This is a genomic window from Photobacterium andalusiense (assembly GCF_900185625.1).
GTDB lineage: Bacteria > Pseudomonadota > Gammaproteobacteria > Enterobacterales > Vibrionaceae > Photobacterium > Photobacterium aquimaris.
This window is the reverse complement of sequence record NZ_FYAJ01000001.1, coordinates 446,458-459,816: the sequence shown is the minus strand read 5'-3', so window position 1 is coordinate 459,816 and position 13,359 is coordinate 446,458. Positions and strand designations below refer to the sequence as shown.

The window sequence follows — 13,359 nt, the reverse complement described above, 5'->3', positions numbered from 1 at the left end:
TACCCGATACCAACACGTCTCAATTACCAAGCAGCACTATTGGTTGAGGCAGCTTGTATAATTTGATCGTGACCAGACCATTCAATCGTACCTGATTTTAAATCCATCAAACGCATTGTCATTTTATAATATGCTTGCTTACCGTTTGAGGTCGATTTCATTACTGTTGATACGTGCCCATACAACATATATTGCGCACCAACCATATTACCAAACTGAATCGCTGTGCTTTGGTTAACAAAACGATCATCTTGACTGAAATGTAATTGTTTACGCACCGCTTTAACCCGTACAGGATCAACAAAACGGAACTTACCTGAATCTTGAAGACGCTCACTGATCATTGCCGTTAAAGCGTTAGTATCAACATGGTTACGGGTCTGATTTTTTATACTATCAACCACAACAATCGGTTCACCATTTGCTGTTATGGAACGAACAGCAGTTGATGCCAACATCTTATCGACCATTGATGATGATAATTTTTCTAAGTTACTAGCACCAAAATTTGTCACCGCACTTTCAATACCATGTAATCCACCACCGTAATTAATCGGTTGAGCACACCCGCCTAATAACGTTGCTGTTGCTAATAAGGCCATTACACTCTTTTTCATTTTATTACCTTTATAATGTTATCTACTGTTACTTAGTGTTGTGTATCATGCACAACAATGCGGTATTGTGCCGCTGTTGTAGTAGGTGCCAATGCTTGCAGTGACAATCTTTGATTAGGTTTAATGATCAATGTCTGCAAGGTTGGTAGCGAATGACTAATCTCTAAACCACTGCCATCATACCAATAAAAACGATAGCTCAATGATATAGCTGCGTCAGTTTTATTGATAACGTTAACAGATGCATGCAAATAACCATGCTGCAACTCTGATTGTGAACAGCTAAAATCAAGTTTATTGGCTAATGCAGGATTACCAATCACAACATGATGATTACCTTGCTCAAGACTGATTCCAGGTATTGTTATGCCACTACATCCAGAAACGACAATGGATAACAATATCAACAACGCATATCTATACTTCATGCTACATTCGTGTACAGCTAGGCTGCAGCCTCCTCAATTTGATAATCCATTTCATTAACACTCTATTATCAGTTTACTCAATAGAATCAAAAAAGCTTGAGCAAATCACCACTACTATTAACTAGCGATGTCATACTCAAGCTTTATTATCGATGCATTGGATTACAATTTTGTACTAATAATTATCAGTGATTAACTGACAACCATTGGACCTAATGGGCGGCCGCCTAATAAATGCATGTGAATATGATAAACTTCTTGGCCACCGAAAGGATTGCAATTCACAATCAAACGATAACCATCTTCAGCAATGCCTTCACTTTGTGCAAGTTTACGTGCAACCGTAAACATACGCCCCATCATTAATTCATCTTCTGCTTCAACGTCATTTACTGTTGGCAGCAATTTATTTGGAATAATAAGAATATGGCTTGGTGCACGTGGATTTATATCACGAAATGCAGTGACTAATTCATCTTGATATAAAACGTCTGCTGGAATTTCTTTGCGAATGATCTTACTAAAAATAGTTTCTTCAGCCATACCTGACTCCATTAAATAATCAGCTTAAATAAATTCTTGGTTGAGTATGCGCTACCAACGTCTACAGAGCAATATTGAACGCCGTTTGAAACGCTTTTTTCGCTGAACATTTCATCTTTTACCGTTTATTTTGCAACAACTGTCAAAATATTCACCAATGTCGCTCTTAAACAGTCAAGATTTTGAAGTTCACGTCGATAGGTAAATCAAACTGACGTAACATTATAAATATCAATAACAACAGCCAAACTAATCACCTTGGCGATTGTTTTGAAACTGACGGTTATTGTTATATAAGGACAATACGATTCTTAAATACACCGTTATTAGCCTTTATAAAATTAGGGATCTTATGAAAAAAAAAACTCAAACCTCTGTCATACGTCGTATGTACTTAGGCTTTGCTATCTTAGTAGCACTTTTTGTTGTCACTATCATCTTTATGCTCGATGGTGTCGGCCGCATTCACAATCAATTAAAATCCATTACTACTGATGCTCTCCCCCTCGTTTCAGTTTCAAATAATGTTAGCGTACAGTTATTGGTTGCAGACAAAATATTTAAAGATTACCTCACCAGCCAAGATCCTAAAGTTATGGCAACCTATAGTACGGAGTTTGAGAAACAAAACGCTATTTTTCAGCAAGCTCGTAATCAACTTGAACAAGTGACAAAAAATAACACACAATTAACAACCTCAATTCAAGCTTTAACAGCGCTTGAGCAACGTTATTTTACCGAAGCCACCGTTGCCATGACAAACTATCGTTTATTGCTACTTGCAACCCATGAGCGCCAACAATCATCTCGGCAATTTCAACAACTGCAAACAGAACTCAATATCGGCATGAAAGAGTTTATTAACGAACAAGATAATCTTGCCGTTAAAATGTTGTCTAAAAACTACTTTGTAAAGTTAAAAGAAACTGAAACTATTACGCTAGATGCATTGGCTTCTGATAATACTGCTGCAATTGACAAAGCAATTAAAAGTAATAAAGTCAGTGTTAATCACCTCAGAAATACCTTCCGCTCTTTAACCGTATTACTGCCGAAATTAAAACAAACATTTGGGCCATCGGTAGAACAATACGCACTTGATATTGGTCGTACGGGTGGCGTTCTTGACCAACATTTTGAATATATTCAAGCGCAACATCGTCTCTACAGTAATATCGCAACCTTGGCCAAAGAAATAAATCAAGCAATGACAATTATTGGTGATTTTACTCAACAAGCTAACAGCCAAATGACTGACACCATTACTACTGCCGACACAACCTATACTGATGTCGTCACCAAAGCGATTATTATCGGTATCGCCGTTATCTTGCTAGCTATTATCGTCGGTTGGTATTTAGCTCGCAGTGTACGCCGACCATTAATGGCAATGTTAAGCACCCTAGAAGCATTAACAGCAGGCAATATGACTCAGCGAACTGAAACCAGTAAATTTATCGAATTTAATCAGTTAAGTCATCATATCAATATGTTAGCTAAAAACTTACAACAGATATTAAGTCAAATTAGTCATGCTTCAGCTGAATTAAGTACCGTTGCGACTGAAAATCATGCAACTACCGCAGAAGCAAAAATGCGTTTAAATAGCCAGCGTCAACAAACAGCATCAGCAGCAACAGCAATGATAGAAATGGAACATTCAGTTACTGACGTCTCAAAAAGTGCTCAAACAACAATGGAGCGCGTCAATGAGGTAGAGCAAGCATCTGCAGCTGGACGAAAAGTGATGACCAGCAATATCAATACCGCCCACCAGCTTTCAACTCGCTTAGATGAATCAGTGCAAGCAGTTGAGCAGCTTCAAAAAATGAGCAGTAATATTGGGTCAATCTTAGATGTAATTCGTAATATTGCGGACCAAACCAATTTATTAGCCCTTAATGCTGCAATTGAGGCAGCTAGAGCCGGTGAACAAGGGCGTGGATTTGCTGTTGTTGCTGATGAGGTGCGCGTATTAGCCAAACGTACCACTGATTCAACATCTGAAATTGAAGCCATGATCAAAAACTTACAAACCAGCTCAGGCCAAGCAATGAATATGATGCAAAGCTGTGTAACAGAAATGGATAATAGTATTGGGCTTGCTTCGAATGCCAATAGTTCAATGGAAGAAATTCAAGCCATTATTATTGAAATTAGTGATATGAGTAGCCAAATCGCACAAGCAGCGGAAGAACAACGTTGTACGACCACCGAAATTGCTCGTAGCTTAGAAGATATTAGTCATATTGCTGATAATAGCTATAACGCGATGGAGGAAATGGCTGATACTGGTGTCAAACTTGAACATTTAGCCACCGAGCAAAATACGCTAGTGAGTCGATTTAAGTTATAACCCCACCACTCACCGATATTGATATCGGTGAGTATTTCTTCTGTTCCTCGCCACTCAAAGCAATCGATTGCGATTTAATGCTGCAATAAACCACATTGTTTGATTTATCAACTTTACTTCACAGAACGATACTTTTAAAATCGGGCAAATTTTTTGGTAGGGAAACAAAATGACAACATTAACGATAACTCGTCCTGATGATTGGCACACGCATTTACGTGATGGCGATGTATTAAAAGATACGGTAAGAGATATTAGCCGTTATATGGGCCGCGCGATTATCATGCCTAATTTGATCCCTCCTGTTATTGATACAGAATCAGCCATTGCTTACCGAGATCGTATTTTAGCAGCGCAGCCTGCTGCTACTTTCACGCCGCTCATGGTTATCTACCTGACAGATAACACATCTGCCGAAGAGATTAAGAAAGCTAAAGCATCTGGTCATGTATACGCAGCCAAGTTATATCCTGCAGGTGCAACCACTAACTCAGATTCTGGTGTAACTTCAATTGATAACATCCGTCCAGCATTAGTGGCGATGCAAGAAGTTGGTATGCCATTGCTTATACATGGAGAAGTAACACATAACCACGTTGATATTTTCGACCGTGAACAAGCATTCCTAGAAACAGTACTTGGCCCTATTGTTGAAGAGTTCTCATCCCTGAAAATTGTCCTTGAACACATTACCACAGCAGATGCTGTAAAGTTTGTTCAAAGTACAGGTGACAATGTCGCTGCAACGATTACTGCACACCACTTAATGTTTAACCGTAACCATATGTTAGCAGGTGGTATTCGTCCCCACTTCTACTGCTTGCCGATTTTAAAACGTAACACCCACCAGCAAGCACTGATTGAAGCTGCAACCAGTGGTAGCAAGAAATTTTTCTTAGGGACTGACAGCGCACCCCATGCTAAAGGTCGTAAAGAAGCTGCCTGTGGCTGTGCAGGCTCTTACACAGCTCATGCGGCAATTGAACTGTATGCTGAAGTATTTGAGCAAGCGAATGCACTCGATAAACTAGAAGGCTTTGCAAGTTTAAATGGCCCTGATTTTTACGGTTTACCACGTAATACAGATACCATCACTTTAGTTAAAGAATCATGGAAAGTGGCTGAAGAGATGCAATTTGGTGATGATGCCGTTGTGCCTATTAAAGCGGGTGAAATGATGAGTTGGACTGTTAACGCATAAGTTAACCTTTTTTCTCTAAGCTTAAACAATAAAGGCTTCCAAATCGTATGATTGGAAGCCTTTTTTATTCTAACTTGTAATCAGATTACTTTGCCATTTCAGCTATGTTTACACGCCATGTATCAGGGCCGGTTTGGTGAGCATTAACACCTTCAGCATCCACAGCAACTGTCACTGGCATGTCTTCAACTTCAAACTCATAAATAGCTTCCATACCTAAATCAGCGAAAGCGACCACTCGTGCCTTTTTAATAGCTTTTGCTACTAGATATGCAGCACCGCCTACCGCCATTAAATACACCGCTTTGTGTTGCTTAATCGATTCAATGGTTGCAGGCCCACGCTCAGCTTTACCGATCATTCCTGTTAGCCCTGCTTCACCTAACATCATTTCGGTAAATTTATCCATGCGAGTTGAGGTTGTCGGTCCAGCAGGCCCTACAACTTCATCACCAACAGCATCAACAGGACCTACGTAGTAGATAAAACGATTGGTAAAATCAACCCCTTCAGGAAGCCCTTCGCCATTGGCTAACATTTCTTGAATACGTTTATGAGCTGCATCACGACCAGTTAGGATCTTGCCTGACAACAACACGGTTTCACCCGAGCGCCATTCTTGTACATCCGCTTTCGTCACGTTATCAAGATTAACACGACGTACATTATCACCCACTTCCCACGTTACTTGTGGCCAATCACTAAGTTTCGGTGGTGTTAATTCTGCAGGACCATTGCCATCTAAAGTAAAGTGTACATGACGAGTTGCTGCACAGTTAGGGATCATACATACAGGCTTTGATGCCGCATGGGTTGGCGCGCTTTTAATCTTAACGTCCAACACCGTTGTTAAACCACCTAAACCTTGAGCTCCAATACCTAATTTATTGACACGATCATAAATATCTAACCGTAATGCTTCTTCTGTTGTTTTCGCACCACGTTGTTGTAACTCATGAATATCAACCGCTTCCATCAATGATTCTTTAGCAAGTACCGCAGCTTTTTCTGCTGTACCACCAATACCAATGCCTAACATGCCCGGAGGACACCAACCAGCGCCCATTAATGGCACTGTTTTTTCTACCCATTCAGCAACATCATCAGAAGGATTAAGCATCACCATTTTAGTTTTGTTTTCAGAACCGCCACCTTTGGCTGCAATCTGAATTTCAACCTTATCACCTGCTACCATCTCAATATGTACCACAGCTGGTGCATTATCTTGAGTATTCTTACGCGCACCTGCAGGATCGGCAACCACGGAAGCACGCAATGGGTTATCAGCATTGGTATAAGCTTGACGCACCCCTTCATCAATCATCTGTTGTACTGTTAAGTCACTGTTCCACTGTACATTCATACCAATTTTAACAAAACAGGTCACAATACCCGTATCTTGACAAATCGGACGACGTCCTTCGGCTGACATACGTGAGTTAATTAAAATTTGGGCAATGGCGTCTTTCGCCGCTTGGCTCTGCTCTTTGTTATAGGCTTTTTCTAATGCTTGAATAAAATCCAAAGGATGATAGTAAGAGATATATTGTAAAGCATCGGCGACACTACTGATTACATCTTGTTTACAGATGATGGTCATAATTACCCTCGTTAAATATTATTATTCCATGGCGCCCTGTATTAATCTTCCTGAATGTAGGGTATTAAACAACAAAATAGTGCTGTTCAATCTTGGGCGTCTTTCGCTGAGTATGATACTCTTGCCCATAACATTGCGCTATGCGCCAATCAAACCTCTTGTCACAAAAAAGAAAATGATTTGTAAATCACATCCAGAATTAAGCATTACCTCATTGCCTTACTCAAAAGATGCCGCACTTTCATGGTTTGCACCATTATCGAGGTTACCATGGGCAATGATATTACGTTCGGCAGCGGCAGCGCATCCAGATAATCGTTATGATATTTTAGTTGCCGATCCTTTAGCCACTATTGAGTCACAAAATGACACAACTTATATTAAGTTTTCAAATGGTGACCAACGTACTACTACCGATGATCCTTTCAGTGTCATAAATGCTCTACAAAATGAACTATTACCGTCACTTAGCCCTCTTGAAAACATGCCTTTTATTGGTGGTTCATTAGGCTATTTTAGTTATGATTTAGGCCGTAGAGTAGAAAAAATCGCAGTAACTGCAACCCATGATATTCCGTTGCCAGAAATGGCTGTAGGTATTTATGATTGGGCATTAATTGTCGATCATAAATTACAACAAATATCGCTTATTGAACCTAAAAATAGTCATCGATTATCATGGCTAACTCAACTGCAATCTCAAGTAACTGCGCCAACAACACTACAAACTAGTAACCAAAATACAGCATTCAAATTAACATCCTCATGGTCATCAAACATGACTAAAGAGGATTATTGCAACAAATTTAACACCATACAGTCATATTTACTGTCTGGTGATTGCTATCAAATCAATCTTGCACAACGATTCAGTGCTGGCTACCAAGGAAGTGAGTGGCAAGCCTATTGCCGTTTAGAGGCCGCTAATGGCGCTCCCTTTTCAAGTTTTATTCGTACCGATAACAGCGCCATTCTTTCTGTTTCACCTGAACGTTTTTTACAATTAAATCACGGCACAATTGAAACTAAACCCATCAAAGGCACTCGCCCGCGTAGTACTGATATGATTGAAGATGTAGCCAATGCTAAGGCACTTCAACAAGCGCCTAAAGATCGCGCAGAAAATGTGATGATCGTTGATTTACTGCGTAATGATATTGGTCGAGTTGCGATACCTGGCAGTGTTCGTGTACCGGCATTGTTTGCTATTGAAAGTTTTCCAGCAGTGCATCATTTAGTCAGTACCGTTACCGGTCAACTGGCTAGTGATTATTCAGCCACTGACTTATTACGCGCTTGTTTTCCTGGCGGATCGATTACGGGTGCTCCCAAAATCAGAGCAATGGAAATTATTGAAGAGTTAGAACCCCATCGACGCAGTATCTACTGTGGCAGTATTGGTTATATCAGCCGTTGTGGCAGCATGGATACAAATATAACCATTCGCACACTGGTTGCTTACCAACATCATTTATATGCATGGGCAGGGGGTGGCATTGTTGCAGACAGTGATGCCGAAAGTGAATATCAAGAAACTCTCGACAAATTAAGTAAAATTCTGCCAACCTTATAATAGTGCTAAATTTAACAAAAAATTTGTAATGGAGACTTTATGAATGAACAGCAGCAACTTCTAACACGGTTTCTTATGGCACCCAGTCAACAATATGACAAAAGCCATAAGCGTAGAATTGATCATCATTTTAGCGATGATATCAATTTCAAACCTGCTGCTGTTCTAATTCCATTAGTTCCTCGAAAGCAAGGCTTTAATGTCGTATTAACACGTCGTGCAGAACATTTAAAACACCACCCAGGGCAAATTGCGTTTCCTGGTGGTCGTTTTGAAGAGACTGATAATGATTTAATCACCACGGCATTACGTGAGACCTATGAAGAAACTGGTATTATTTGTCAACGTAATAATGTTATCGGCCAGTTAACGCCACTCGCAACAACCAGCGGCTATATTGTTACCCCTTTCATCTCAACCATCAGCAGTAATTATAGCGCTAAACCAGATCCTGGTGAGGTCGACGCTATCTTTGAAGTACCACTCAATTACTTACTAGATCCCCAAAATATTAAATCCCATCAGTTCCACCTTCGAGGTGAATCTCACCGTGTGTATGCGATACCTTATAATAATTATTCCATATGGGGCGCAACAGCACAGATGATTAAACTATTATCCAACCAAATTTGGGAAGATAAAAAATAACCAATTAGACGTTTTATTTTAATCTTACAAGCTCATTTGTGTGATGCAGGTCTTGTTTATTTGTATCACAAAATCTTCGTATTACATAACGAGATCTTTATCCTTGTTTTCCCCCAATAAATAGCGACAATGCGCCCGTTCCTATATTCCGTTCCGTTCCCTTTTATTGGATATCACAGCATGCAAAATACATCGACAGCCTCAGCGACAGCAACAGGTGCGACAAAAGCCAGATGGACCTATAAAGATTTCACTTGGGCTCTTTCTCTATTTGGTACTGCAGTAGGTGCCGGTGTTCTATTCTTACCAATTAAAGCGGGTGCGGGCGGTTTTTGGCCACTAGTTATTCTTGCTCTTATTGCAGCACCAATGACTTGGTTTGCACATAAAAGCCTAGCGCGTTTTGTATTATCATCAAAAAATCCAAATGCTGATATCACCGATACTGTAGAAGAGCATTACGGAAAGACAGGCGCGAACCTAATTACCTTTGCTTATTTCTTTGCTATCTATCCTATCGTATTAATTTACGGCGTCGGTATTACTAACACTGTTGACTCATTCATGGTTAACCAACTGGGCATGGAATCAATCCCTCGCTGGTTACTATCAGGTATCTTAATTGCACTGATGACAGCGGGTGTCGTGTTCGGTAAAGAATTAATGCTAAAAGCAACATCAGCCATGGTTTACCCATTGGTTGTTATTCTACTGGTTCTTTCTGTCTACCTTATTCCTGACTGGAACATGTCAATGGTACAAACAGAAGCTGATTGGTCTGCAATGCCTAAAATCATTTGGCTCGCAATTCCAATCATCGTGTTTTCATTTAACCACAGCCCAGTTATTAGCCAGTTTGCTAAAGAACAACGTCGCATTTACGGTGATGGCGCAGTAAAGAAAACAGACATGATCACTGGTGGTGCAGCGATGATGTTAATGGGCTTTGTAATGTTCTTCGTATTCTCAGTTGTGCTTTCAATGACACCAGAACAATTGAACATGGCAAAAGAACAAAATATTTCAGTGCTTTCATACCTAGCTAACGTAAAAGATTCACCTGCAATCTCTTACTTAGGTCCACTGGTTGCATTTGCAGCAATTACTTCAAGCTACTTTGGTCACTTCCTTGGTGCTCATGAAGGTCTTGTTGGCCTAGCAAAATCTCGCTCTAAGATGCCTATTGCTAACATTGAAAAAATCTCACTGGGTTTCATTGTTATCACAACCTGGATTGTCGCTATCATTAACCCAAGTATTCTGGGCATGATCGAAACAATGGGCGCACCAATGATTGCTGGTATTTTATTCCTACTACCTGTTATCGCAATGCAAACAGTACCTGCAATGGCTAAATACAAAACATCAGTATTTGCCCGTATCTTCACTGTTTTATGTGGTATCGCTGCAATCACTTCTGTAATTTACGGCGCGTTTTAGTAAAACAACTATAAATGTACCATTTGCGAATAATTAATCGTATAAAAGCAAAAAATTGTGCTAGTACTCATGGTGTTTACTAGCACAAATAACGTAAAATAGACGATACTTAAGAGTAACAGTGCATTATGCCTCATTACTCTTCGAGTTTAAGTGCGCTCGCCAAGGAAGGAGCGAGGATATCAACGAATAACAGTCTTACTCGGAAGCAGAATCGCCTCCCTCTGACTGAGGTAATAACATGATCAGTATTTTCGATATTTTCAAAATTGGTGTCGGTCCTTCTAGTTCACACACTGTAGGCCCAATGAAAGCAGGTAAAGAGTTCATCGACGATTTACGCTCGTTAGGAAAACTACGTGACGTAACTAAAATTACTGTTGATGTTTACGGTTCTTTGTCGCTAACAGGTAAAGGTCATCATACTGATATTGCTATCATTATGGGTCTTGCTGGAAACTCACCTGAGCATGTTGATATTGATAGCATTCCTGGATTCATCTCTCGTGTAGAAGAGACTGAGCGTCTTCCTGTTGGCATGCACTGCCACACTGTTGATTTTCCACGTGATGGCGGTATGAATTTCCATACAACTAACCTATCCCTTCATGAAAACGGCATGTCAATCCATGCATGGATTGGTGATGAGGTTATTTTCTCTAAAACTTACTACTCTATTGGTGGTGGTTTCATTGTTGATGAAGAAAACTTCGGTAAAGAACAAACCAACACAGTGGAAGTTCCTTACCCATTTTCTTATGCATCAGAGCTATTAGAGCAATGTAATACACATGGTCTTTCTGTTAGTGCCGTTGTTATGGCTAACGAGCGCGCAATGAATGCTGAAGATGAAATTAGCACCTATTTCGCTAACATTTGGAAAACCATGCGTGAATGTATGGAACGTGGTATGAATGAGGAAGGTATTCTTCCTGGACCACTACGTGTTCCTCGTCGTGCAGCAGCATTACGTCAACAACTAATCACAACAGAAAAGCTCAGTAATGATCCTATGACTGTCGTTGACTGGGTTAATATGTACGCGTTTGCTGTTAATGAAGAAAACGCTGCTGGTGGTCGTGTTGTGACAGCACCAACAAATGGCGCATGCGGTATTATTCCGGCGGTTTTAGCTTACTATGATAAGTTTGTGCAATCAGTTGGACCAAAAGAATATACCCGTTACTTTGCAGCATCAGGTGCTGTAGGTGGTTTATATAAACGCAATGCTTCAATTTCTGGAGCAGAAGTTGGCTGTCAAGGTGAAGTCGGTGTTGCATGTTCAATGGCTGCGGCTGGTTTAGCGGAGTTAATGGGCGGAAGCCCTGAGCAAGTCTGTATGGCTGCTGAAATCGCTATGGAACACAACCTTGGTTTAACTTGTGACCCTGTTGCTGGCCAAGTACAAGTACCATGTATTGAGCGTAATGGTATTGCCGCTGTAAAAGCTATAAATGCAACCCGTATGGCACTTCGTCGTTCATCAGCACCACGAGTATCTCTGGATAAAGTCATCGAAACGATGCTTGAAACAGGTAAAGATATGAACGCTAAATACCGTGAAACCTCACAAGGTGGCTTAGCAATTAAAGTTATTTGCTAATATGTAAAGCACACTATTTAGTAACAGCAAAAAAACTATCTTCGGATAGTTTTTTTTAGCCCCAAATTCCGCCTTAACCCTCCCCATTTATATACAACACAATTCATTAATAATCACCTCTCAATACTATGCAATTAAGATATCTGCCTATATTATATCAATATAACTATTACCTATATCCGTTGTTCTTTATATAACCAGTTGTGTCTATTCTTTCGTTTCTTTTAGTCCTATACTCACTTGTGTATACACATTATCCTTAATGTCGTATCAGCATGGATGCGTATATCGCCTTTACATCATTGATGTACGATATGTAATGAAGGATTTATTCCCTTTATAGAGAAGCAATATTGCTATGAAATATAAGCGTATCCTCTCGCAGAGCCATGTTGTTCTGAAAGAGTTTTATGTCGATCATCATTTAATTGTGAAATTATCAAATGCAGAAGGTAATATTCATATTAATGGTCACGCTATAGATATAAAAAATAATAGCATTTTAGCTATACCTAAATTCAGCCACATCTCTTGCTCTATTAATCAATTAAATACTCAAGAGAACATTGAATTGCAAATCTTAATGATTAATGAAGATGCGATAACTGCAGCATTTAAATATATTAGTGCTCTGAAGCAACCATCATTAACAAGCTCAAATTGCTCGCCTATCTACCTTATTGACTCATCAGAAATTGTTGAGCAAAATTTCGCATTATTTAATCAACTATTGCCAAGCATTAGTGGATCAACAATGGAGCAAACTTTGCTGAGCCAGTGCTTAGTTTTCATTTTAATTGCACTTAATGATACTGGTATTGATGTTTTCAATGTTTATCGCTTTAATTATGACGAGCCTAAAGAACGGACGATTGCACGCTTAATCACCCAAGACCCACAACGAAAGTGGAGTGTTGATGATATGGCAAAAGCATTATTTACAACACAATCAACGTTACGTCGCCATTTAGCAAAAGAAGGTGTCTCATTTAGCCAGTTGTTACTTGATGTTCGAATGGGGTTAGCACTTAACTTCTTAACGTTTTCTAATTACTCAATCTCACAAATAGGTAACCGTTCTGGCTTTGGTAGTGCGGCCTATTTTTGTGATGCATTTAAACGTAAATATAATGTAACGCCGTCACAGTTTAGAAGTAGTTCAAGAAAAGAAAATGATATGGATACAGAGGGGTGCTTTACTGGTATAGAACACACACAGCATTTACCAGAATTGTACCATTAAGAATACGACATCAAGCTTATATCAACATTAAACCTCGCCAATGCGGGGTTTTTTATTATTAGTAAATAACAGATATAAAAAAGCCCTGCTTAAACAAGCAAGGCTAT

General features: G+C 39.7%; 11 protein-coding genes. 7 read left to right on the top strand and 4 right to left on the bottom strand.

The annotated features are described in order from the left end of the window. Positions 1-23: 23 nt before the first annotated feature. The 3 genes from lpoB to hinT form a co-directional block, all read right to left on the bottom strand. Complete coding sequence (gene lpoB / locus PAND9192_RS02115; protein ID WP_087852343.1) at positions 24-617, bottom strand: penicillin-binding protein activator LpoB; 594 nt, start codon at positions 615-617, stop codon at positions 24-26. A 32-nt stretch (positions 618-649) separates the two neighbouring features. Beyond that, positions 650-1,045, bottom strand: coding sequence for a YcfL family putative periplasmic lipoprotein (locus PAND9192_RS02110; RefSeq protein ID WP_087852342.1), 396 nt, complete (start codon positions 1,043-1,045; stop codon positions 650-652). Positions 1,046-1,237: 192 nt separating this feature from the next. Beyond that, a complete protein-coding gene (gene hinT, locus PAND9192_RS02105) occupies positions 1,238-1,588 on the bottom strand; it encodes a purine nucleoside phosphoramidase (protein ID WP_087852341.1) in 351 nt (116 codons plus the stop codon). A 352-nt stretch (positions 1,589-1,940) separates the two neighbouring features. On the opposite strand from hinT, the gene PAND9192_RS02100 reads away from it, so the two are divergent. Both PAND9192_RS02100 and pyrC read left to right on the top strand, forming a co-directional pair. Further along, positions 1,941-3,944 (top strand): methyl-accepting chemotaxis protein, encoded by a 2,004-nt coding sequence (locus PAND9192_RS02100; RefSeq protein WP_234998890.1) that lies wholly within the window; start codon positions 1,941-1,943, stop codon positions 3,942-3,944. A gap of 169 nt (positions 3,945-4,113) precedes the next feature. Continuing rightward, positions 4,114-5,145 (top strand): dihydroorotase, encoded by a 1,032-nt coding sequence (gene pyrC, locus PAND9192_RS02095; protein WP_087852340.1) that lies wholly within the window; start codon positions 4,114-4,116, stop codon positions 5,143-5,145. Between the two features lie 85 nt (positions 5,146-5,230). Here the strand turns inward: pyrC and PAND9192_RS02090 are convergent, their stop codons facing one another. Continuing rightward, complete coding sequence (locus tag PAND9192_RS02090; RefSeq protein WP_087819511.1) at positions 5,231-6,745, bottom strand: fumarate hydratase; 1,515 nt, start codon at positions 6,743-6,745, stop codon at positions 5,231-5,233. Between the two features lie 175 nt (positions 6,746-6,920). On the opposite strand from PAND9192_RS02090, the gene pabB reads away from it, so the two are divergent. The 5 genes from pabB to PAND9192_RS02065 all read left to right on the top strand — a co-directional run bounded on the left by pabB (position 6,921) and on the right by PAND9192_RS02065 (position 13,252). Next, positions 6,921-8,318: an aminodeoxychorismate synthase component 1 gene (gene pabB, locus PAND9192_RS02085; protein ID WP_087852339.1), complete on the top strand. Its 1,398-nt coding sequence runs from the start codon at positions 6,921-6,923 to the stop codon at positions 8,316-8,318. Positions 8,319-8,357: 39 nt separating this feature from the next. Continuing rightward, a complete protein-coding gene (locus PAND9192_RS02080) occupies positions 8,358-8,966 on the top strand; it encodes a CoA pyrophosphatase (RefSeq protein ID WP_087852338.1) in 609 nt (202 codons plus the stop codon). Between the two features lie 180 nt (positions 8,967-9,146). After that, positions 9,147-10,406, top strand: coding sequence for an aromatic amino acid transport family protein (locus PAND9192_RS02075; RefSeq protein WP_087852337.1), 1,260 nt, complete (start codon positions 9,147-9,149; stop codon positions 10,404-10,406). Between the two features lie 241 nt (positions 10,407-10,647). Further along, positions 10,648-12,009 (top strand): L-serine ammonia-lyase, encoded by a 1,362-nt coding sequence (locus PAND9192_RS02070; protein ID WP_087852336.1) that lies wholly within the window; start codon positions 10,648-10,650, stop codon positions 12,007-12,009. 358 nt (positions 12,010-12,367) lie between these two features. Further along, a complete protein-coding gene (locus PAND9192_RS02065; RefSeq protein WP_087819507.1) occupies positions 12,368-13,252 on the top strand; it encodes a helix-turn-helix domain-containing protein in 885 nt (294 codons plus the stop codon). Positions 13,253-13,359: the final 107 nt, after the last annotated feature.

Bases quoted from the DNA above. Each gene is read 5' to 3' on its own strand.
- PAND9192_RS02080 (WP_087852338.1), top strand. From the start codon at position 8,358: ATGAATGAACAGCAGCAACTTCTAACACGGTTTCTTATGGCACCCAGT.
- pyrC (WP_087852340.1), top strand. From the start codon at position 4,114: ATGACAACATTAACGATAACTCGTCCTGATGATTGGCACACGCATTTA.
- pabB (WP_087852339.1), top strand. From the start codon at position 6,921: ATGATTTGTAAATCACATCCAGAATTAAGCATTACCTCATTGCCTTAC.
- PAND9192_RS02100 (WP_234998890.1), top strand. From the start codon at position 1,941: ATGAAAAAAAAAACTCAAACCTCTGTCATACGTCGTATGTACTTAGGC.
- PAND9192_RS02110 (WP_087852342.1), bottom strand. From the start codon at position 1,045: ATGAAGTATAGATATGCGTTGTTGATATTGTTATCCATTGTCGTTTCT.
- PAND9192_RS02070 (WP_087852336.1), top strand. From the start codon at position 10,648: ATGATCAGTATTTTCGATATTTTCAAAATTGGTGTCGGTCCTTCTAGT.
- lpoB (WP_087852343.1), bottom strand. From the start codon at position 617: ATGAAAAAGAGTGTAATGGCCTTATTAGCAACAGCAACGTTATTAGGC.
- hinT (WP_087852341.1), bottom strand. From the start codon at position 1,588: ATGGCTGAAGAAACTATTTTTAGTAAGATCATTCGCAAAGAAATTCCA.
- PAND9192_RS02065 (WP_087819507.1), top strand. From the start codon at position 12,368: ATGAAATATAAGCGTATCCTCTCGCAGAGCCATGTTGTTCTGAAAGAG.
- PAND9192_RS02075 (WP_087852337.1), top strand. From the start codon at position 9,147: ATGCAAAATACATCGACAGCCTCAGCGACAGCAACAGGTGCGACAAAA.
- PAND9192_RS02090 (WP_087819511.1), bottom strand. From the start codon at position 6,745: ATGACCATCATCTGTAAACAAGATGTAATCAGTAGTGTCGCCGATGCT.